This is a genomic window from Stenotrophomonas sp. GSD10 (genome assembly GCF_056172695.1).
In genome coordinates this window covers 891403-913291 of the sequence record NZ_JAOCMC010000002.1, presented here as the reverse complement: position 1 = coordinate 913291, position 21889 = coordinate 891403, and the positions used below count along the sequence as shown (strand labels likewise).

Annotated in this window: 20 protein-coding genes and 1 pseudogene; 3 read left to right on the top strand and 18 right to left on the bottom strand. The window is 67.0% G+C overall.

The features are described from left to right. Positions 1–16: 16 nt before the first annotated feature. Positions 17–1477: an MATE family efflux transporter gene (locus N4G47_RS04425; protein ID WP_475285462.1), complete on the top strand. Its 1461-nt coding sequence runs from the start codon at positions 17–19 to the stop codon at positions 1475–1477. Between the two features lie 117 nt (positions 1478–1594). Here the strand turns inward: N4G47_RS04425 and N4G47_RS04420 are convergent, their stop codons facing one another. The 11 genes from N4G47_RS04420 to ffh form a co-directional block, all read right to left on the bottom strand. Then, a complete protein-coding gene (locus N4G47_RS04420) occupies positions 1595–2002 on the bottom strand; it encodes a DUF1801 domain-containing protein (RefSeq protein WP_475285461.1) in 408 nt (135 codons plus the stop codon). Between the two features lie 38 nt (positions 2003–2040). Further along, positions 2041–2475, bottom strand: a complete 435-nt coding sequence (locus tag N4G47_RS04415; RefSeq protein ID WP_475285459.1) for a DUF1801 domain-containing protein — start codon at positions 2473–2475, stop codon at positions 2041–2043. A gap of 80 nt (positions 2476–2555) precedes the next feature. Then, positions 2556–2936, bottom strand: coding sequence for a DUF6404 family protein (locus N4G47_RS04410; RefSeq protein ID WP_475285457.1), 381 nt, complete (start codon positions 2934–2936; stop codon positions 2556–2558). 82 nt (positions 2937–3018) lie between these two features. Beyond that, entirely contained in the window at positions 3019–3420 is a 402-nt protein-coding gene (rplS, locus tag N4G47_RS04405; RefSeq protein ID WP_005408597.1) for a 50S ribosomal protein L19, read from the bottom strand. A 154-nt stretch (positions 3421–3574) separates the two neighbouring features. After that, the gene (gene trmD, locus N4G47_RS04400; protein WP_475285455.1) at positions 3575–4333 is read right to left on the bottom strand and encodes a tRNA (guanosine(37)-N1)-methyltransferase TrmD; all 759 of its coding nucleotides are present in this window, start codon (positions 4331–4333) and stop codon (positions 3575–3577) included. Positions 4334–4341: 8 nt separating this feature from the next. Next, a complete protein-coding gene (gene rimM / locus N4G47_RS04395; RefSeq protein ID WP_049431209.1) occupies positions 4342–4854 on the bottom strand; it encodes a ribosome maturation factor RimM in 513 nt (170 codons plus the stop codon). Positions 4855–4898: 44 nt separating this feature from the next. Further along, positions 4899–5159, bottom strand: a complete 261-nt coding sequence (gene rpsP, locus N4G47_RS04390; protein WP_005415733.1) for a 30S ribosomal protein S16 — start codon at positions 5157–5159, stop codon at positions 4899–4901. After that, positions 5141–6070 (bottom strand): aminotransferase class IV family protein, encoded by a 930-nt coding sequence (locus tag N4G47_RS04385; RefSeq protein WP_475285453.1) that lies wholly within the window; start codon positions 6068–6070, stop codon positions 5141–5143. The genes rpsP and N4G47_RS04385 overlap by 19 nt, the downstream gene beginning before the upstream one ends. After that, positions 6067–7143 carry an NAD(P)H-dependent flavin oxidoreductase gene (locus tag N4G47_RS04380; protein WP_475285451.1) on the bottom strand — a complete coding sequence of 359 codons (1077 nt, stop codon included), beginning with the start codon at positions 7141–7143 and terminating at the stop codon, positions 6067–6069. The genes N4G47_RS04385 and N4G47_RS04380 overlap by 4 nt, the downstream gene beginning before the upstream one ends. A gap of 178 nt (positions 7144–7321) precedes the next feature. After that, entirely contained in the window at positions 7322–7756 is a 435-nt protein-coding gene (locus N4G47_RS04375; protein WP_475285449.1) for a hypothetical protein, read from the bottom strand. Between the two features lie 95 nt (positions 7757–7851). Beyond that, positions 7852–9228, bottom strand: coding sequence for a signal recognition particle protein (gene ffh, locus N4G47_RS04370; RefSeq protein WP_014036403.1), 1377 nt, complete (start codon positions 9226–9228; stop codon positions 7852–7854). A gap of 122 nt (positions 9229–9350) precedes the next feature. Between ffh and N4G47_RS04365 the strand changes: the two genes are divergently transcribed. After that, the gene (locus N4G47_RS04365) at positions 9351–10145 is read left to right on the top strand and encodes a cytochrome C assembly family protein (RefSeq protein ID WP_249844671.1); all 795 of its coding nucleotides are present in this window, start codon (positions 9351–9353) and stop codon (positions 10143–10145) included. Between the two features lie 102 nt (positions 10146–10247). Here the strand turns inward: N4G47_RS04365 and N4G47_RS04360 are convergent, their stop codons facing one another. The 4 genes and pseudogenes from N4G47_RS04360 to radA form a co-directional block, all read right to left on the bottom strand. Beyond that, on the bottom strand, positions 10248–10712 hold the full coding sequence (locus N4G47_RS04360; protein WP_475285447.1) for a YqhG/Tai3 family protein: 465 nt from the start codon (positions 10710–10712) through the stop codon (positions 10248–10250). Positions 10713–10767: 55 nt separating this feature from the next. Continuing rightward, a complete protein-coding gene (locus tag N4G47_RS04355; RefSeq protein ID WP_475285445.1) occupies positions 10768–13074 on the bottom strand; it encodes a tetratricopeptide repeat protein in 2307 nt (768 codons plus the stop codon). Between the two features lie 48 nt (positions 13075–13122). Next, positions 13123–14974, bottom strand: a pseudogene (locus tag N4G47_RS04350) (ATP-binding protein). Between the two features lie 211 nt (positions 14975–15185). Further along, on the bottom strand, positions 15186–16562 hold the full coding sequence (gene radA, locus N4G47_RS04345; protein WP_006425111.1) for a DNA repair protein RadA: 1377 nt from the start codon (positions 16560–16562) through the stop codon (positions 15186–15188). Between the two features lie 149 nt (positions 16563–16711). Between radA and N4G47_RS04340 the strand changes: the two genes are divergently transcribed. Further along, on the top strand, positions 16712–18769 hold the full coding sequence (locus tag N4G47_RS04340; protein ID WP_475285443.1) for a putative bifunctional diguanylate cyclase/phosphodiesterase: 2058 nt from the start codon (positions 16712–16714) through the stop codon (positions 18767–18769). Between the two features lie 145 nt (positions 18770–18914). Here the strand turns inward: N4G47_RS04340 and cyoD are convergent, their stop codons facing one another. From cyoD to cyoB, 3 genes are read right to left on the bottom strand one after another with little or no spacing between them, the layout of a single operon-like run. Further along, positions 18915–19256 carry a cytochrome o ubiquinol oxidase subunit IV gene (gene cyoD, locus N4G47_RS04335; protein ID WP_005408584.1) on the bottom strand — a complete coding sequence of 114 codons (342 nt, stop codon included), beginning with the start codon at positions 19254–19256 and terminating at the stop codon, positions 18915–18917. Continuing rightward, on the bottom strand, positions 19256–19894 hold the full coding sequence (cyoC, locus tag N4G47_RS04330) for a cytochrome o ubiquinol oxidase subunit III (RefSeq protein ID WP_475285441.1): 639 nt from the start codon (positions 19892–19894) through the stop codon (positions 19256–19258). The genes cyoD and cyoC overlap by 1 nt, the downstream gene beginning before the upstream one ends. Next, a complete protein-coding gene (gene cyoB / locus N4G47_RS04325; protein ID WP_107230229.1) occupies positions 19891–21888 on the bottom strand; it encodes a cytochrome o ubiquinol oxidase subunit I in 1998 nt (665 codons plus the stop codon). Before cyoB ends, cyoC begins: the two co-directional genes overlap by 4 nt. Position 21889: the final 1 nt, after the last annotated feature.

The following is a 21889-nucleotide window of genomic DNA, read 5'->3' as shown; positions in this document are numbered from 1 at the left end:
ATTCGATCACCACTCCATGGCCAAAGCGCCGCTTGACCTGACCTCCGGCCCGATCGGCCGCAGTCTCCTGCTGTTCTCCCTGCCGATCCTGGCGGGCAACATCGCGCAGTCGCTGAACGGCTCCGTGAACGCGGTCTGGGTGGGGCGCTTCCTCGGAGAGGCGGCACTGACCGCCACCGCGAACGCCAACAACATCATGTTCTTCCTGATCGGCTCGGTGTTCGGCTTCGGCATGGCCTCCACCATCCTGATCGGCCAGGCCATGGGTGCACGCGACATCGCCCAGGCGCGGCGGGTGGTCGGCACCAGCGCCACGTTCTTCATCGGGCTGTCGGTGATCATCGCCATCGCCGGCTGGTTCATGGCCCACCCGCTGCTGGCCGCGATGGGCACGCCGGCCGCCTCGTTGCCCCTGGCCGAGGCCTACCTGCAGATCATCTTCCTGGCGATGCCGACGCTGTATGCGTTCGCCTTCCTCACTGCCGCACTGCGCGGTGCCGGCGATTCGCGCACGCCATTCCGCTTCCTGATGGTGTCGGTGGTCCTGGACATCGTGCTCAACCCCCTGCTGATCTTCGGCGCGGGCCCGCTGCCTGCGCTCGGCATCGCCGGCTCGGCCTGGGCCACCCTGGTCGCGCAGACACTGTCACTGGCCGGCCTGCTGCTGTACATGCGCCACAAGCGCCACAGCCTGTGGCTGGGCCGTGCCGACATGCACCTGTTCAAGCTCGACCTGACCATCCTCAAGGCGCTGGTGGTGAAAGGCGTGCCGATGGGCTTCCAGATGGTGCTGATCTCGCTGTCGATCATCCTGCTGATGACCATGGTCAACCAGTACGGCACCGACACCGCCGCCGGTTATGGCGCCGCGCTGCAGCTGTGGAACTACCTGCAGATGCCGGCGATGGCGATCGGCGCGGCCTGTTCGTCGATGGCCGCGCAGAACGTCGGCGCGCAGCGCTGGGACCGCGTGCGCGGCACCGCGCGCCAGGGCGTGCTGTTCAACTTCCTGCTGACCGGTGCGCTGATCCTCCCGCTGGTGGTGTTCGACCGGCAGCTGCTGGCCTTGTTCCTGCCGCCGGCCAGCCAGGCGCTGGAGACGGCCCGGCATCTGAATCACGTGGTGATCGGCTCGTTCCTGTTCTTCGGCGTCAGCTTCGTGATCTCCGGCGTGGTGCGCTCCACCGGCGCAGTGATCGCCCCGCTGCTGATCCTGGCCGCGTCGCTGTGGGGCGTGCGCGTGCCGTTCGCCGAACTGCTGCAGCCCTACTGGGGCGCCGATGCGATCTGGTGGAGTTTCCCGGTCAGTTCGCTGGTCTCGATGCTGCTCTCGCTGGCCTATTACCGTTGGGGCGGCTGGCGCAAGGCAAAGATGATGGGCGCCCCGTCGCACGCCGAAGAGCTGGCCACGCCCTCGGAAATCCCCGCCTGCCCGCCCTCGCCGGTGGCCGACCCGGATGCCGCACCGCCACGGTAGTGCCGGCCGCTGGCCGGCAACCTCGTGCATCGACAAATTCCACGGTAGTGCCGGCCGCTGGCCGGCAATTTCATGCGCTTCCAGAGGCATCGCGAGGTTGCCGGCCGGCGGCCGGCACTACCGCTTTTTCTTTGCCGCGTTGTACTTCGCTGCTTCACGCAGCAAGACCTTCAGCGCAGACGCATGCGGCATCGCGCCTTCATGGATGTCGATCGCGCGCCGGGTGTTGCCGTCCAGGCTGGCGTTGAACAGGCCCTTCGGGTCCGGCAGCGCCGCGCCGTGGGCGAAGGTCAGTTTCACCGCCTGCTTGTAGGTTTCACCGGTGCACAGGATGCCGTCCTGCTCCCACACCGGCGTGCCGCGCCACTTCCACGTTTCCTGCACGTCGGGCAGTGCTTCATGGATCAGCGCACGCACGCGTGCCAGCGTTTCGCCGCGCCAGTCAGCCAGTTCGGCAATCCGTGCATCGATCAGTTCGGCGGCCGCTGTACCGGCATCGGCGGGGTTGGGGGCATGGGTGGCCATCGGGGGCTCTCGTCGGCAAGGGGATGGGAACGTCGGGGTTACATCTGCTCGCCGGGCAGCGCGGCCGCTTGCCGCACCCAGTCGAGGAACTGTGCTTCATCCAACGGCGCATCTTCGGAGATGTGCAGGTAGCGGGTGCCGGCACTGCGCGACGACTCGGGCGGCACCGGCGTCAGTGCCGTGCCGCGGAAGAACGCCACCTTGATGTAGTGGGTGAAGCAATGGAAGCTGAGGAACCAGCCCGCGCCCGGCGCAACCGCATACATCGGCGAGTTCCATTTCACGGCCTTGTGCACGCCCGGCACGGCCTGGCCGATCAGCGCATCCAGCTGCACACCGATCGGCCGCTTCCAGCCGGGCATCGCGGCGATATAGGCCTGCACGGGAGCATCGCCCTCGCCCTTGGCGATTTGCGGGTTGCCGCCGGACAGCAGCCTGGGCGCGACGGCGGGTGCGGTTCGCTTGGCAGGCATCGCACGGCACCTCCATCGGGATGATGGCTGCAGACTAGCGCGGTCCGCGCCTGGCGGTCACGGCGCGGCGCGCCATCGGCTCAGTCCACGCGCCGGGCCCGGAACTGCGGCCAGTCCGGCAGCTTGCGGTGGCGGCGCAGCGACCGCATCAGCGCTGCCATCACCACACCGAACAGGACGCCGGCCAACAGACCGGCCGCCAGCAACAGCGCCAGCGGGCGCTCGCTGCCCTGCCACAGCATCAGCCACATCAGGGCGGTCCAGAACAGCCCGAACAGCAGGCCCTGCACCAGCGCGTTGGTCGCAAAACCGGCCAGGATCGGCGGCGGCAGCGCAATGCCCAAGCGCCACAGCAGGCGATGCAGCAGCGGCGCCGACTGCGCACGTGCCAGCCCCTTGCCGTCGAGAAAGCGCAACGCCGATTGGATCACGGCGGGGTAGCGCGGGTTGATGTCGTTCATCGCCTGATCGTGGCCGATGCGATGCCGGAAACGCAAACGGCCACCCGAAGGTGGCCGTCGCGGCAACAACCGAAGTTGTTTATCAGGCCTTTTCGGCCAGACGGGCAGCCTTGGCGGCAGCAGCGGCAGCCAGGTCTTCCTTGATGCGGGCAGCCTTGCCTTCCAGGCCACGCAGGTAGTACAGCTTGCCGGCGCGGACCTTACCACGACGCTTCACTTCGACCGAGTCGATGATGGCGCTGTGGGTCTGGAACACGCGCTCGACGCCGTAGCCGTGCGAGATCTTGCGGACGGTGAACGAGGAGTTCAGGCCGGCGTTCTTGGTGGCGATGACAACGCCTTCGTAGGCCTGCACGCGCTCGCGGCTGCCTTCCTTCACCTTCACGTTGACGACAACGGTGTCGCCCTGGCTGAACTTCGGCAGTTCACGGGTGATCTGGGCGGATTCGAATTCCGCGACGATGGACTTGTTCAGCTTGCTCATGGGTTACACCGATTCTTGTTCGGGTGGGCGTGTCGTATCGACAACGTAGGCTCATGCAGTCACCGGACTGTGCTGCACGTTTGTTTTGGGTACTGCGCGCGCCGACCGGGGCCGACGGGAATTGGCCATGATAGCCGATAAAGCCAGCCCTGCGCTAGGGGCTGGCCTTTTGTTTCCGGGCCTGACGGCCCTGCTCCAGCAGCGTGCGGTCGGCCTTGCCCAGCGCCTGTTCATCCAGCAGGTCCGGGCGCCGCTGGGCGGTACGCAGCAGCGACTGCTGGCGGCGCCAGGCGGCGATGGCCGCGTGATTGCCCGAGCGCAGCACCTCCGGCACGTCACCCAGCGGGTGCTGGGCCGGCTGGCTGTAATGCGGGCAGTCGAGCAGGCCGAGGTCACCCTCGAAGCTGTCCTGGGCCGCCGATTCAGCGTCGTTCAGGGCACCATCCTGCAGCCGGGCCACGGCGTCGATGATCACCGCCGCCCCTAGCTCGCCACCGGACAGCACGTAGTCGCCGAGGGAAATCTCCTCGTCGACATTGGCCTCCAGGAAGCGCTCGTCGATGCCTTCATAACGGCCGCAGAGCAGGACCATGCGCGGCAGGGCCGCCAGTTCCCGCACCTTGGCCTGGGTCAGCGGCGCGCCCTGCGGGCTGAGGTAGATCACCCGTGCCGGGGTCGGATCGGCCTCGCGGATCGCCTGCAGGCAGGCCTGCAGCGGCTCGATCAGCATCACCATGCCCGGGCCACCACCGAACGGACGGTCGTCCACCCGGCGGTAATTGCCTTCGGCGTAATCACGGGGGTTCCAGCCATGCAGGCTGAACAGCCCCTTCTCCTGCGCGCGCTCGACCACGCCCAGTCCAGCGGACTGGGCGAGGAACTCAGGGAACAGGGTGATGACGTCGAAACGCATGCTCACACTCAGAACTCGGGATCCCAGTCGACCACGACCAGGTTGGCCTCGAAGTCGACCGACTTGACGAAGTCCGGCTGCACGAACGGAATCATCCGCTCGCGGTCACCGCGGACCACTACCACGTCATTGGCGCCGGTGCTGAACAGATGCGAGACCTGGCCCAGGGCAACGCCCTCGGTGGTCTTCACATCCAGGCCTTCCAGGTCCACCCAGTAATACTCATCGGGCTTCGGCGGCGGCAAGGCACTGCGCGCCACGTAGATCTCGGTGCCGCGCATCGCTTCGACCGCATCACGGTCCTCGACGCCGGGGAAACGGGCGACCAGGTGCTTGCCGCTGTCGCGGCCACGCACACCTTCAATCGTGGTTTCCACGCCGGACGGGCTGCGCACGATCCACGGCTGGTAACGGAAAATGGCGGAACGTGGCTCGGTCCAGGACTCGAGCTTGATCTCGCCGCGCACACCAAAAGCGCCGACAACCCTGCCCAGCAGGATGCGGCGCTCGATATCTTTCATCTGCTTCAACCAAGAGGGCCACGCCGAAGCGTGGCCCGTCAGGATCAGGCCGCAGCGGCCTGGGACTTGGTCGCTTCCTTGATCAGGTTGCGGACCTTGTCGGTCGGCTGGGCGCCGTTCTTGACCCAATGGTCAACGCGGGCCAGATCCAGCTCGATGCGCTTCTCGGCGCCCTGGGCGACCGGGTTGTAGAAGCCAACGCGCTCGATGTTGCGGCCGTCGCGCGCGCTGCGCACGTCGGTGACGATGATGTGGTAGAACGGACGCTTCTTGGCGCCGCCGCGGGTCAGTCGAATCTTGACCATGGTGTTTTTCCTATTGCCCAGTCGCCAGGATGGCGAGGTAAGCGGGCGATTATAGCGGCAGAGCCGGGCCGAGCCAACCCCAGGCACCTGCCCCTGGGGTCAGAGCCCTTTGCGTGGCAAAAGGGCTCTGATCCCAGCGCGTCCCACGGCACACCTGCCAGCACCGCCCTGCCCTGTTCAGCCAGGGCCAGGGAATCCGGCAGGACCTGCCCGTCGATGGCTTCCAGCGCCCACAGGCCGCTGGCGTTGCAGGCAAAGGCCGCCTTCACACCGGCCAGTGCCGCCCTCGGCAAGGGCCGGGTCACCTGCGGGCCGGGCCAATGCTGCTTCAGCAGGCTCTCGGCGGTGCCGCGCAGTGCCGACGCGCGCGGCCAGAGCAGCTGATGGCCGTCATGCACGGCCACATTCCAGGTCGTGCCTTCGCTGACGCAGTCATCGCTGCCGACCAGCAGGGCATCGTCGAAGCCCTCGGCCAGCGCCGCCCGACGCTGCGCGAACAGGCCGAACGTGCCCACATGCTTGATCTGGGGAAGCTCGCGCTGCCAGGCTACGCTGCGCACGCGCTTCGGTGCACTCAGCGTCACCGGCGCGGACACCGCCACCAGCACATCCACTGGCACGGCAACCAGCGGATTGCGGAAATCGAAGTGGCGCGAATACACCGTCACCCGCAACGAGACATCGACCAGCCCTGACTGTCGCGCTGCCTGCGCCATCCATGCCTGCACCTGTGCCGTGTCCAGCTCGCTGCCGAACAGCTCACGCGTTGCCTGTGACAGTCGCGCCAGATGCAGGTCCAGCCCCTGCACGGCGTGGCCATGCACCTGCATGGAAGTGAAGTGACCGTAGTTCACCAGCGCCGGCAGCAGGTCCTCGACCCGTGCCGGCTGGCCGTTGCAGGTCACCGTCATCGCAGCAGCGCCTGCGCCTGTTGCCACATGCCGTGCAGCACCTCGGCCGCCGGTCGTGCCGGCGCCATCCACGCCGATTGCCCGGCCCAGGCCTGCATCGCCGCCAGTTCATTGCGCTGCGCCGCTTGCTTGCGCATCGGCGCGGTCAGCCCGCGCTGCACCGGGTACGGGCGTGGCACGGGGGCCCCTTCGGCGGCAGCCGCGCGTACATAGGCCGTGGCCAGACCACGCCCCAGGCGCCCACTGAAGGCGCGGGTCGGCCAGGTGTCTTCCGGTTCGCTGGCGGCCAGCCCATCGGCCCAGGCCGAGGCAATGGCCGCTTCGGGCGTGCGCAGGAAGGCGGTGCCGATCTGCACGGCACTGGCGCCCAGGGTGAGTGCGGCGGCAATGCCGCGACCGTCGGCGATGCCGCCGGCGGCAATCACCGGAATCTGCAGGTGATCGGCCAGGCGCGGCAGCAGTGCGAACAATCCCACCAGCTGGCGTTCGGCCATCGCCGGGTCGAACGAACCACGGTGCCCACCCGCTTCCACGCCCTGCGCCACCACGGCATCGGCGCCCGCATCCTGCGCAGCGCGCGCTTCGGACAACGTGGTCGCGCAGGCAATCCAGGCGATGCCGGCGTCCTTCAGTTGCTGCACGTAGCGTGGCTGCAGCACGCCCATGATGGTCGAAGCCACCGCCGGGCGCGCGGCCAGCAGCGCGGCGAACTGTTCGTCGAAGTCGGCGGGCGTGGCGTCGGCAGCGCTGGCCGGCACGTCCGGGCCCCACTGTGCGAGGAAGGCGCGACTGGCGGCCTCGGCGGCGACATCGCGGGTCGGTGCGGGGTCCGGCAGCCACAGGTTCACCTGCGCCGGGCCGGTCGAAGCGGCGCGGAAATCGTCCATCCAGCGCCCGATGTCGGCCGATGACGACAGCACCGCGCCCATCGCGCCCATGCTGCCACCATTGGCCAGCGCGGCCGACAGCGGCACCGGGCAGGCGCCGGCCATCGGTGCCAACAGGATCGGGACGGAAACGTCAAAGCGCCGGCAGAACGCCTCGACGCGGGAAGTTACAGCGGAACTCTGCATGACGGCCCATCGTTGCGGACAGGCCCCCATGGTGCGCGCAGGACAGGGGTAGAGTCGAGCTTGCTCGACGCACCCCGTAGAGTCGAGCTTGCTCGACTGAGGCGCCGGCAACAGTCGAGCAAGCTCGACTCTACGAGGGGCAGGCAGATGCGCGCGGCGCGTACCGCTCGCCGGCAGCTCAGCGTGCCGCCACCGCGTAGGTGCGGACCAGCTGGCTGTCCATTTCCTCATTGAACTGGAAGGTCACGTAGCGCGCATCATCAGCGGCAAACTCCGCCTCGGCTGATGCCCGGCCGATCTCGGTACCGTCGGCGTCCAGCGCGCGGGCCACCAGCTTGCCCTTGAAGGCCTTGTCGGCCACCACGTACACCGCCGCTTCCTTGGAACCCATGCCACGGCTCTTGCCCAGGGTGACGGTCAAGCCGCGTGCGGCCAGGCCCGGATCAGCCTGAAGCGTCACATTCATGCGCTTGTCCACGCCCTCGCCCAGGCCTGCGACGAAATCGGCCGCCGTGCCGCTGATGGCACTGCCCGCCTTCTGCGACACCGAGGTGTCGTCCTTGCATGCGGTCAGGCCCAGGGCCAGGACCATCACCACGATCACTTTGTTCATGAACATTCCCTTGTCAGATACGGCAGGCAGTCAAGCAATACGGGCCGTGGCATGCAAGTGCCGATCCCGGCACCTGCGCCCTGCCCTCGCGCCGGTCAACGGAACGGCATGCCACGGCCGCCCATGGCGCCCATCATGCCCTTCATGCTGCGCAACATGCCCTTCATGCCGCCGCCAGCCATCTTGCTCATCATCTTTTCCATCTGCATGTACTGCTTCATCAGCTTGTTGACGTCGGCCGGGGTCACGCCCGAGCCCTTGGCGATGCGCGCACGGCGCGAGCCGTTCAGCAGGTTCGGATTGCGCCGTTCCTTCTTGGTCATCGAACCGATGATGGCGATCATGCGCGGCACTTCCTTGCCCTGGCTGACCTGCTGCTTCAGATGGTCCGGGATGTTGCCCAGACCCGGCAGCTTGTCCATCAGGCCGCCGATGCCGCCCATGTTCTGCATCTGCTCCAGCTGGTCACGCATGTCGTTCAGGTCGAACTTCTTGCCCTTGGCGACCTTCTCGGCCAGCTTGGCGGCCTTGTCCTTGTCGACCTGCTGCTCGACCTGCTCGACCAGCGACAGCACGTCGCCCATGTCCAGGATGCGGCTGGCGATACGGTCCGGATGGAACACATCCAGACCTTCCGGCTTTTCGCTGACACCGACGAACTTGATCGGCTTGCCGGTGATGTAGCGCACGCTCAGCGCGGCACCACCACGGGCGTCACCGTCGGTCTTGGTCAGCACCACACCAGTCAGCGGCAGCGCATCGCCGAACGCCTTGGCGGTGTTGGCCGCGTCCTGGCCGGTCATGGCATCGACCACGAACAGCGTTTCAGCCGGGTTGACCGCCGCATGCAGGGCCTTGATCTCGGCCATCATCGCTTCGTCGATGGCCAGGCGGCCGGCGGTATCGACCAGCAGCACGTCGACGAACGACTTGCGCGCATCGTCGATGGCGGCGCGCACGATGGCCTCCGGCTTCTGGTCGGCGCTGGACGGGAAGAACAGCACGCCGACCTGCTCGGCCAGGGTCTTCAGCTGCTCGATCGCGGCCGGACGGTAAACGTCGGCCGAGACCACCATCACCTTCTTCTTGCGCTTTTCCTTCAGGTGCTTGGCCAGCTTGCCCACGGTGGTGGTCTTGCCGGCGCCCTGCAGGCCGGCCATCAGGATGATGGCCGGGGCCGGAACATTCAGGTTCAGGTCGCTGGCTTCGGCGCCCATCACCGCGGTCAGCTCGTCGCGCACGACCTTGATCAGCGCCTGGCCCGGGGTCAGCGACTTCAGCACTTCCTGGCCGACCGCGCGCACCTTGATGCGCTCGATCAGGGCCTGCACCACCGGCAGCGCGACATCGGCCTCAAGCAGCGCGATGCGGACTTCGCGGGTTGCCTCGCGGATGTTCTCCTCGGTCAGGCGGCCACGGCCACGCAGGCGCTCGATGGTGCCGGAAAGGCGCTGGGTCAGGGACTCGAACATGCGGCGCAACCTGTCTGAAAGCGGGGGACAATAAGGCAGACAGTATAGCGGGTCCGCCCCGCCGCCCGCGCCGCGACGCCGCGGCCGTCGCCACCACGGCAGGGGTATGCGAAACTGCAACGATGACAATCGTTCTCATCGCCGTCCTGCTGTACCTGGCTGCCAGTGCCCTGCTGGTGCGGGCGCTCGGCCGCGATGAAACCGCCGGCTCGCCGATCTGGCTGTGGCCGGCCCTTCCGGCCATGCTGCTGCATGGCGGCTACCACGTGATGGTGGCGATGCGCACCAGTGGCGGCCCGGACATGCATTTCTTTGCCGCGTTGTCGCTGGTCGGCCTCGGCATGGCGTGGCTGACCTCGCTGGTCGGTGCGCGCGGGCGGATGTCGGCGCTGGGGGTGGTGGTGTTCCCGTTGGCCGCCGCCCTGCTGCTGGCCTACCACGGCTATGGCCACGAACCGAGCAAGGTGCTGGGCTGGCGCCTGGCCAGCCATGCCTGGCTGGCGCTGCTGGCCTACGCCACGCTGAGCATTGCGGCGCTGCTGGCGATCATGCTGTGGCTGCAGGAACGCGCCCTGCGCCGCCGTGAGTTCCGCCCGTGGCTGCGCGCCCTGCCGCCACTGGCCGACCTGGAATCGCTGCTGTTCCGGGTGATCACCGTCGGTTTCGCACTGCTGACCCTGACCCTGGTCACCGGCGTGCTGTTCGTCGACGACCTGCTGGCGCAGAAGCTGGTGCACAAGACCGTGCTGAGCGTGCTGTCGTGGATCGTGTTCGGCGTGCTGCTGATCGGCCGCCGCCGCTACGGCTGGCGGGGCATGAAAGCCGTGCACTGGACACTGGCAGCGATGCTGTTGCTGCTGCTGGCGTTCTTCGGCAGCCAGTTCGTGATTGAACTGGTATTCGGGCATACGCGATAGAGGGCGTGCCGACCAACGGTCGGCACCCACCCCAACATCACATGGTAGTGCCGGCCGCTGGCCGGCAGCTGGACAGCACCATGCGTGGATGCCGTAGGCGGTTCAGGGCACCGGCTGCGCCAGGATATTCCGCACCGAACGGCCGCTGTTGGTGACGATGTCATCGACCTGCCAGCACCCCTGGCCCTGGCGCACCATCGGCAACCGGGTCACGTAGACCGCCTTCCACACCGAGTACCGCATTTCGACCTGGCCGGTAGTCGCCGAAGTCTCTTTCCAGCTGTAGCGCACCGGGCTGTCGATGTCGCCGTCCTGCGCATCCAGCCACGGGTCCGAATCGATCGTGCAGATGCCTTCCTCGCGCTGCTGGCAAACACGCTCACCACGCAGCGCACTGCCGAAGGCCGCGCTGACCAGCGCCGGCGGTGGCTCCAGCAGATCACCATTGCCGGTCGTCGCCTCGTAGAAGGCGCGGGCCACCGCCGCAGGCTCCTGGCAGGCAGCTACAGCCTGTACGGAGGGGGCCAGCAGCAGGCCGGCCAACATCAACATCGCTGTCTTTCGCATTGTGTTCGTCCTTGAGGTAGTGCCGGCCCCTGGCCGGCACTGCCCGATACCGGGATTACAGCCCGTAGCGCTCGATCACATCCAGGTGCGGCTGGCGGTCCTGGTCGCAGGCCTCGGCCAGGCGCAGCCAGCAGTGCGGATGCGGCCAGCCCGCGGTGGCCTGCTGCAGGAAACGATGCAGCGCCAGCGGCGCATGGTCCTGTGGTTGGGCGACCGTGAACAACAGGCCGGGCAGCGTTCGGTCCGGCGCATCCGGATCGGTCACCGTGTAGTCGGCGCGGCTGTGCGACCACACCTGCCAGCCCTGTGCCTCGGCCGATTCGACCAGCGCGCTCCAGGCGTCCTCGCCCGGGTGCGCGCCATCGATCAGCCAGCTGCGGGCGAAACCGCCGCGCTCCAGCACATGCACCTGCGCGTAGGTCGGGATGAAGTGCTGGCGCGCCTCTTCCTCCTCCGGCGCCGGATGCACCAGGGCGGCATCGAACACCACCCAGTCGCCGACCTGCTGGGCACGGTTGGCAGGTGCGTTCTCGACGATGCGCGCGGTCACCGGGCCACTGCGCCGGGCGTAGTACTCCATCGGCTCGCCCTCCTCTTCGCTGCGGATGATCACCCAGCCCCAGGGCTCCTCGACAACGCCCTCCCGGCTGGACAGCTCCATGCCGATGGCCGCCGCCGAGCGACGTACCGCATCCCAGTCGCGCGCCGCGCTGGCCGCGCTCATGTGATCCCAGTGGGCGGCGTTGGGGTCTTCCAGCAGCTCCACCAGCTGTGCATAGCAGGCCTGCGCCTCGCTGAAGCGCCCGGTCTCCATGTACATGCGTGCCAGCGTGCCGCGCGCGCCGTTCGAACCCGGCGACAGCGCCAGCAGCGCCTGCGATGCCTGCTCCAGCGCCGGCCAGTCGGACACACGGCGCGCACGTTGCACCTCGCACCAGTGCGCGAACACCGGCACGCTGCCGCGGTAAGCATCGGCCAGCTGGCGCAGGCCCTCGTCGTCGCCCTGCTCGGCCAGCCAGCGCATCAGCGTATAGGCAGCCGCGCCATCTTCCTGCAGATGTGCCTGCACGAACCGCCACAGCAACGTGCGGGCTTCGGTCTGCGCGCCGCACGCATTGAGTGCCGAGGCCGCCATCTCGGCCAGCGCTTCATCGTCAGGACACTGCGCATGCGCCTGCAGCAGCCACTGCGCTTCGCGCTCGGGGTCCCGTGCATGGTTCTGCTCGCCCTGCGCACTCAGCCAGGCCAGCAGCTCGGTGGCCGGCACCGGCAGCGGCGCCGCTTCCGGCAAGGCCTCGATGCGTGCGGCCAGGCCGGCCACCAGCGCCGCCGCACCGCGGTCCTGGCGCAGCTGCGCCAGATGAGTACGGGCCAGTTCCAGCTGGCGCTGCGCCACCCAGCGCGCGCCACGCTGCAGGGCCAACTCCAGGCTCAGTGCCGCCACCTCGATCAGCAGGCGGTGCGAACCGACCCGGGCAAAGTGCTCGATGATGGTGTTGAAGCGGGTACCCAGATCCCAGGTATTGCGCTGCGGATCACGCTGGCACAGCGCAGCGGCCGTGTTGGCCCACAACCGCCAGTAGGTCGGGGTCAGTTCGCTCCACGGCACCAGCTGCTGCAGTGCTTCTTCGTCGCGTCCGAGCTGGGCCAGCGCCCAGGCCTTGGACAGACGGCGCGGCACCGTGCAGTTGGCCGGCTCGTACTCGCCGGATGCGGCCACTTCGGCTTCGCGCTTCTCGATCAGCGCCAACGCTTCTTCGGCACGGCCCATGCCGAGCAGGATCTTGATCTGCATCTCCGGGAAGCTGTCGAACACTTCCTTGCCGCAGGCCTCGATCGCGTCGGACTGCACCTGCAGGTACGCCAGCGCATCCTGGCCACGGCCATCATCGAGCAGCGCATCGGCCTTCTCGCAGCTCAGGCACTGGAAGCAGGCCCAGCTCGGGTCGATGCGTGCCAGCGTTTCATCGCACACCTCGATGCGCTCGGGCACCCAGCCCGGGCCGTCGATGTTGCCGTAGCAGGCGGCCAGATCCTGGGTCACGCAGATCGACTGCGGGCACTCCAGCGTATCTTCGCGATGCGCACGTTCGAACAGCGCGACCGCCTCGCCCAGCGCACTCTCACCCTCGACGCGGTTGCCGACGCGGTTGCGCAGCGCCCAGTGGCCGACGTAGACGTCGACCCACGGATTGTCCAGCGCCTTGCCCAGCGCGCGCGCTTCCGGCAGCAGGGCGTCGACGCGATCGACGTGCAGCTCGCTCACCTCGTCGGCGAGCCGGTTCAGCAGGTGCGCATTCTGCGCCTGGCCGGCCTGGCGCAGGTCGCCCTGCAGTTTTTCAACCCAGTTCCAGATGTCCATGGGGTAAGTGCTCCTGTCTAGCGAAGGCTGGATGAGAAGGTGCGGTGCTCAGCGCAGCATCTGCTGCAGGGCACCGGCGATATCGGTAAAGGCGCCGTTGAGATCCGGGCCGGGCGTGGCTGCCGCACCTGCCAACGGGCGCCCCTGCGCGGCGACGATGATCTTCAGCGAGCGCAGCAGGCGCGCCGCCGCTTCGGCCTGTGGATGGCCCTCGCGCTGTGCACGCAGCAGCGCCTGCACGGCGGGATTATCGAGGTTGAGGTCGCGACGGTGCACGCGACTCGATGCGCGCGGTGAACTGCCGGGCCAGGCGCAGGGCCGCCATCGACACACGCTTGTCGTTCTCGTCGTCTTCCAGGCGCTGCTTCAGTTCGGCCTCGCGGTCGGGCACCACCACCACCGGCAGCGCCTCGGGGCTGAAGCGCGCCGGCAACAACTGTTCGCCGTCACCGAGCTGCTCACGCAACCAGGCCAGCTGGGTTTCGTCGAGGCTGTCGTCGCTGCGGAACAGCGCGCGGTTGCCCTGCTCGGTGCCCAGTTCAACCAGACGCAGGCCCTTGGCCTGGGCCCAGCGGCGCAGGAACGGCACCACCGCGTAGCGATGGCCGTGTGCTACCGGCACGCCCATCGCGCGGAACAGCATTTCCTCGAAACCGCCGCCGTTGTCGAGAATCACGTGCACGGCGCCACGGGCCGGCAATGCGCTGGCCGGCAGATCGCCCTGCGAAGTCGGCACGCGCACATGCTCCATCAGCAGGTCGAACAGGCGGTCATCACACAGTGCGGCGCCCAGCAGCGCCTCGTTGTGACGGGTCAGCACCCGCCGCCATGCTTCCGGCTGCTGCCGCGCAACATCGGCCAGGCCATCGATGAGCGCTTCCAGCAACGCATGCTGCACGGCGCGGTACTGGTCATCGCGCTGCAGATCCTCGCGGCTCGCCGTCGGCGTCAGTCGCGAGGATTCGATCACCCCACCGATGAAACCGGCCCACGGCGGCAGCAGGTCGCGTGCGTCATCGTCCAGCAGCATGCCGCGCACGAACACCGACAGGTTGCGGTTGTCGCTGGTGCCATAGGTGGCGCCATCCTGCACCCACAGCAGGCCGCTGGCATCACTGACACCGTCGGCGCGCAGCGGCACGGTGACGATCGGTTCGAAATCGTGCTCGAAGCGCGCAGCGAACTGCAGCGCCTGCCGCCGTGCCTGCACCGGATGCAGGGCGACCTCGCCCTGGCCACGCCACGGCGGCGGTTCGGGATTGAGCGCCTCGGCCGCGCCACCGATGAAGATCGGCTCGGACAGCAGCGCGCAGTAGCGGCCCAGCACCTCGTGCAGGCGCACCTCGTTGGCCAGCGGCAGGAAATCCGGATGCAGCTCCAGCTCCACTTCGGTGCCGACCGCACGCGCCGGTACTTCGCTGACCGTGTACTGCTCGGCGTTGCTGGACACATACAGATGGCCCAGATCCGGCGTCTGGTACGAGGTGGTACGCACGCTGACCCGGCGCGCCAGCACGAACGCCGAGAGGAAACCGAGGCCGAACATGCCGATCAGGCCTTCATCGTCCTCGCCGCCCTGGCGCAGGCCACGGGTATAGCCGACGCCGACGGTGGCCAGGTAGTCGTGGATTTCCTGTCGAGTCAGACCGGCACCGGTATCGGTGATGCGCAGCATGCCCGCACCGGCATCGACCTGCACCGAGATGCGCGAAGGCACCTCGATACCGGGTTGCTCGATGCGCCGGCGGATGATCGAGTCGTGCGCGTTCTGCACCAGTTCGCGCAGGGCCACCACCGGGGTGGAGTACAGGTGCTTGCCCAGCACCGTCATCAATCCATTGAGATCAACCCCGGCACGACGGATTTCGGCGTTGGGGGCGATGAGCGCGGTGTCCTGCATGTAATCGTTTACTCCTGGGCACGGAAAGACGCCAGTGGGCGTCTTCGTCGAGCGGGAAAAACTAGCACAGGCAGCCTGACCGTTGCCGTGTCGGCTGCCGCATCCCCGTAGCGTCGAGCTTGCTCGAAGGCTGTTCGCTCTTCGTAGCGTCGAGCTTGCTCGACGGCCGTTTGACCAGCAGTCGAGCAAGCTCGACTCTACCGTCGGTGCGTTACGCGGCGTCGATGGCCTCGGACAGGCGCTCCACCGCGATCACCTCCATGCCCTTCACCGACCCGCCCTTGGGTGCGTTGGCCTTGGGCACGATGGCGCGCTTGAAACCATGGGTGGCGGCCTCGCGCAGGCGGTCCTCGCCATTGGGCACCGGGCGAATCTCGCCGGACAGGCCAACCTCGCCAAAGGCAATCGTCTTTTCCGCCAGCGGCCGGTCCTGCAGCGAGGACAGCACGGCCAGCAGCACCGGCAGGTCGGCGGCAGTCTCCTGAACCCGGATGCCACCGACCACGTTGACGAACACGTCCTGGTCACCGACCAGTACACCGCCGTGGCGATGCAGCACTGCCAGCAGCATGGCCAACCGGTTCTGCTCCAGGCCAACGGCGACACGGCGCGGGTTCGACAGCGGCGAGGCATCGACCAGCGCCTGCACCTCGACCAACAGCGGGCGGGTGCCCTCACGGGTGACCATCACGCAGCTGCCGGGCTGGTGGGTACTGCCACCGGACAGGAAGATCGCCGACGGATTGGAGACTTCCTTCAGGCCCTTGTCGCCCATCGCGAACACGCCCAGTTCGTTGACCGCGCCGAAGCGGTTCTTGAACGCACGCAACAGGCGGAACCGGCTACCGCTCTCCCCTTCGAAGTACAGCACCGCATCGACCATGTGCTCCAGCACGCGCGGGCCGGCGATGCCGCCCTCCTTGGTGACGTGACCGACCAGGAACACCGCGGTGCCGGTCTCCTTGGCGAAGCGCACCAGCCGTGCCGCGCTCTCGCGCACCTGGCTGACCGAGCCGGGTGCGGCGGTCAGGCTCTCGGTCCACAGGGTCTGTACCGAGTCGGCCACGATCAGCCGCGGGCCGGCCCTGGAGGCATGCTGCAGGATCGATTCGACGCCGGTCTCGGCCAAGGCATTGACGCCATCAAGCGGCAGCTCCAGCCGGTGCGCGCGACCGGCCACCTGCGCCAGCGACTCCTCACCGGTCACATACAGCACCGGCAGTTCGGCCGCCATCTTCGCCACCGCCTGCAGCAGCAGGGTGGATTTGCCGATGCCCGGATCGCCACCCACCAGCACCACCGCGCCTTCCACCAGGCCGCCGCCGAGCACCCGGTCGAATTCACCAATGCCGGTGCTGACCCGGCGATGCTCGGTCTGCTCGACATCCTTCAGCGCGGTGATCTTCGGCGGATCGATCTTGCCTGCCCAGCCGGCCCGTCGCGAGGCCGGCGCCTTGGCTGCGGCGGCGCTTTCCAGGACGATCTCCGACAGCGAATTCCAGGCATTGCACTCGGTGCACTGGCCCTGCCATTTACTGTACTCGGCGCCGCATTCATTGCAGACGTAGGCGGTACGGGCTTTTGCCATCGGATGATTTCCAGCAACGGGAACAGGCGTGGCAGGATAGCCGAGCCTGGTCGCAGCTGCTGCGACCGCTCAAGTCCCACCCACCCGCGCCGATAGGGGTCGCGGGCGTGCGCCTTGCGGCGGCCCCTTCCTTTCCCACTGGATTCAACATGACTGGCAGTTACAGTCAGAGCCTGGTCGCCATCTCGCTGCTGGTGGCCATTCTTGCCTCATACACCGCGCTGGACATGGCCGGCCGCCTGGCCACCGCCGAAGGCCGCGTGGCGCGCTGGTGGCTGGCCGGCGGTGCCGCCGCGATGGGCCTGGGCATCTGGTCCATGCACTTCATCGGCATGCTGGCCTTCAGTCTGCCAGTTCCGGTGGGCTACGACCTGGCCATCACCCTGTACTCGCTGGCGGTGTCGATCGGCGCCTCGGCCTACGCCTTGTGGCTGGTCTCGCGCCCCAGCCTGCCCTGGCGCCGCCTGCTGGCGGGCGCGGTGTTGATGGGCCTGGGGATCGCCGCCATGCACTACCTGGGCATGGCGGCGATGCGCATGCAGCCCGGCATCGACTACCACCCCGGCTGGTTCGCCGCATCCATCGCGGTGGCCATCGGCGCGGCCGGCGCCGCGCTGTGGATTGCCTTCCGCCTGCGCGCCGAACAGCGCAACACGCTGCGGCTGCGCCTGCTGGCATCACTGCTGATGGGCCTGGCCATCGTCGGCATGCACTACACCGGCATGGCCGCCGCGCGCTTCCCGCAAGGCAGCATCTGCGGCGCGGTCGGCAGCGGCGCAATCGACACCCGCTGGCTGGCGATGCTGGTGATCGTGACCACCGTGGCGACCCTCGGCATCGCGCTGGTGGCATCGCTGTTCGACCGGCAGATGCGCGTGCGTACCGGGCTGCTGGCCGACTCACTGGCCCATGCCAACGACAAGCTGATCCAGGCCGCGCTGCATGATCCGCTGACCCAGCTGCCCAACCGCATGCTGCTGCAGGACCGTATCGAGCAGGCCATCGAGAAGGCACGCCGGCGGCAGCACGCCGTGGCGGTGATGTTCTGCGATCTGGACGGCTTCAAGGCGGTCAACGATGTCTATGGCCACCAGCTCGGCGACCGCCTGCTGGTGGCCGTGGCTGAACGCATCGGCAGCCAGCTGCGGCCACAGGACACCTTCGCCCGCCTGGGCGGCGACGAGTTCGTGATCGTGCTGGCCATCGACACGCCCGATGACGCGGTGGTGGTGGCCGAGCGCATCATCGCCGCCGCCGGCGAACCGTTCACGCTGGACGCCGCCGAGCTGCAGGTCAGCGCCAGCCTGGGCATCGCGCTGTATCCGGACGATGCCAGCAATGAGCGCGAGCTGATGGCACACGCCGACGCGGCGATGTACCACACCAAGGAAACCGGCCGTAACGGCTACACCTTCTTCACTCCCTCGATGCAGCTCAGTGCCAACCGGCAGCTGCGCCTGCTGCAGGACCTGCGCAAGGCGATCGCACGCGGCGAACTGGTGCTGCACTACCAGCCCAAGTTCCCGGCCGCCGGTGCCCCGGCCACCGGTGCCGAGGCACTGCTGCGCTGGCAGCACCCGGAACTGGGCCTGCTGGCGCCGGACGTGTTCATTCCCATCGCCGAGCGCAGTGGTCTGATCCTGCCAATCGGCGACTGGGTGCTGGACCGCGCCTGTGCGCAGCTGCGCGCATGGCACGACGCCGGGCATGGGGAATGGACGATGGCGGTGAACCTGTCACCCCTGCAGTTCGCCTCGCCGGCGCTGCTGGACAGCGTGCGCGAAGTGCTGCAGCGGCATCACATCGAACCGGCGCGACTGACCCTGGAGATCACCGAGACCACCGCGATGAAGGATGTGGACGCCAGCCTGGCGATCCTCAACGACCTGACCGCGATGGGCGTGCACATTGCCATCGATGATTTCGGTACCGGTTATTCCAGCCTGCTGTACCTCAAGCGCATGCCGGCCACCGAACTGAAGATCGACCGCGCGTTCGTGCACGATCTGGAATGCAATGCCGAAGATGCCGCCATCGTCTCCTCGATCATCGCACTGGGCCGCACCCTGCAGCTGCAGGTGGTGGCCGAGGGCGTGGAGACGCAGGCGCAGCGTGAATACCTGAGCGCGCTGGGCTGCGACCAGCTGCAGGGCTACCACCTGGGCCGGCCGATGGAGGCCGACGAGTTCCTGCGCCGGGTGGGCTGAGGTTCTGCGTTGGGGTCTGATCCCGTGCCGCAGGCAAGGGCTCTGACTCCATCCACGCATGGCGTGGATCTACCCGACCCCATACATCCGCCAACAAAAAGGCCGCCCGAGGGCGGCCTTTCTGCGTGGCAACGTCGCGAAGACGTCAGTGCATCATGTGCACGTTCATGTTGTGCATGACCCACAGGGTACCGACCACGATGATGCCGATCACCACCACGGTGAAGGCCGCAGCGTTGACGTTCCAGCGGCTTTCCGAAGAGCGGTCCAGGTGCAGGAAGAACACCAGGTGCACCAGCATCTGCAGGACCGCGGTGATGGCGATCACCACACCGTTGACGGTGCGCGAGAAATCGCCCGACATCACCATCCAGAACGGGATGACGGTCAGCACCACCGCCAGCACGAAGCCGATCAGGTACGACTTCACGGTGCCATGGCTTTCGCCGCCGGTGCCGTGGTCGTGTGCATGGTTGTCATGTGCCATTACAGCGCTCCATTGAGGTAGACGACGGAGAACACGCCGATCCAGATCAGGTCCAGGAAGTGCCAGAACAGGCTCAGGCACGCCATGCGGGTCTTGTTGGTCGGGGTCAGGCCGTACTTCTTCAGCTGCACGAACATCACCAGCAGCCACAGCAGGCCGGCGCTGACGTGCAGGCCGTGGGTACCGACCAGGGCGAAGAACGCCGACAGGAAGGCACTGCGGTCCGGACCATAGCCCTGGTGGATCAGGTGCTGGAACTCCCACACTTCCATGCACATGAAGCCGAAGCCCAGCAGCCAGGTGATGGCCAGCCACAGGTACATCTGGCCCATCTGCTTGCGGTGCATGGCGATCATGCCCAGGCCGAAGGTCAGCGACGAGGTCAGCAGCAGCGCGGTTTCCCACGCCACGAACGGCAGCTCGAACAGGTCCTTCGCGCCGGGGCCACCATCGGTACCGCCGGCCAGCACCACATAGGTGGCAAACAGCGAGGCGAAGATGAGGCAGTCGCTCATCAGGTACACCCAGAAACCGAAGACGGTGTTGCCGCCGGTGTCGTGGTGCTCGTGGTCGTCATGGCCATGGGCCGTCGCGTGCGCGGCGTGCCCGTGGCTCAGGGTCGAGGTATTGGTGCTCATGCCTTCAGCTCCGACTTCACCAGGCCCTGGCTTTCCAGGTGCTTGCGGTGTTCGTTCTCGATGCGTTCCACCTCAGCGGCCGGGACCCAGTAGTCCACGTCCTGGTCGAAGGTGCGGTAGATGAACGTGGCGATCATGCCGACGAAGCCGACGATGGCCAGCCACCAGATGTGCCAGATCATCGCGAAGCCGAACACCAGGCTGAAGGCACCGATGACAACGCCCGTGCCGGTGTTGCGCGGCATGTGGATGTCGGTGTACTTGGCCGGCTTCGGCCAGGCTTCACCACGCTGCTTGCGCTCCCAGAAATCGTCCAGCTCGGTGACTTCCGGCAGCGTGCCGAAGTTGTAGAAGGCCGGCGGCGAAGAGGTTTCCCACTCCAGCGTACGGGCATCCCACGGATCGCCGGTCAGGTCGACGGTCTTCTTGCGGTCGCGGATCGACACGGCCACCTGGATGATCTGGCACAGGATGCCGGCGCCGACGATGAAGGCACCTGCGGCAGCCACCAGCAGCAGCGGCTCGTAGGCCGGGTTCACGGTGCTCTGCAGACGACGGGTCATGCCCATGAAGCCCAGCACGTACATCGGCATGAAGGTCACATAGAAGCCGATGAACCAGCACCAGAACGCGCACTTGCCCCAGAACTCGTTCAGGCGGAAGCCGAACATCTTCGGCCACCAGTAGGTGATGCCGGCGAACATGCCGAACACCACGCCGCCGATGATGACGTTGTGGAAGTGGGCGATCAGGAACAGGCTGTTGTGCAGCACGAAGTCGATGGCCGGGATCGCCAGCATCACGCCGGTCATGCCGCCGATGGTGAAGGTGACCATGAAGCCGATGGTCCACAGCACGGGCGTGGTGAACTGCACGCGACCGCGGAACATGGTGAACAGCCAGTTGAAGATCTTCACGCCGGTCGGGATCGAGATGATCATCGTCGTGATGCCGAAGAAGGCATTGACGTTGGCACCCGAACCCATGGTGAAGAAGTGGTGCAGCCACACGATGAACGACAGCACGCCGATGCAGGCGGTGGCGTAGACCATGCCCTTGTAGCCGAACAGCGCCTTGCGCGAGAAGGTCGCGATGACTTCGGAGAACACACCGAACGCCGGCAGGACCAGGATGTACACCTCCGGGTGACCCCAGATCCAGATCAGGTTGATGTACAGCATGGCGTTGCCGCCACCGTCATTGGTGAAGAAGTGCGTACCCAGGTAACGGTCCAGGGTCAGCAGCACCAGGGTGATGGTCAGCACCGGGAAGGCGGCGACGATCAGCACGTTGGTGACCAGCGCGGTCCAGGTGAACACCGGCATCTGCATCAGCTTCATGCTGGGGGTACGCATCTTCAAAATGGTGATGAAGAAGTTGATACCGCTCAGCGTGGTACCCAGGCCTGCGACCTGTAGACCCCAGATGTAGTAGTCCATGCCGACGCTTGGACTGTATTCGATGCCCGACAACGGCGGGAACGCCAGCCAGCCGGTGGCAGCGAACTCACCGATCCACAGCGACAGCATGATCAGCACAGCGCCCGACACGAACAGCCAGAAGCTGAGCGAGTTGACGAACGGGAACGCGACGTCGCGCGCACCGATCTGCAGCGGCACGGCCAGGTTCATCAGGCCGGTGATCAGCGGCATCGCCACGAAGAAGATCATGATCACGCCGTGGGCGGTGAAGATCTGGTCGTAGTGGTGCGGCGGCAGGTAACCCTCGGACCCGCCGACGGCGAGCGCCTGCTGGGTACGCATCATGATGGCGTCGGAGAAGCCGCGCAGCAGCATGACGAAGGCGACGATGAGGTACATCACGCCGATCTTCTTGTGGTCCACCGAGGTGAACCACTCCTTCCACAGATAGCCCCACAGCTTGAACTTGGTGATCAGGGCCATGACGCCCAGGCCACCCAGCACCGCGCCGACCAGGGTGGTCAGCACGATCGGATCGTGGGGGATCGACTCAAGAGAGAGTTTTCCCAACATG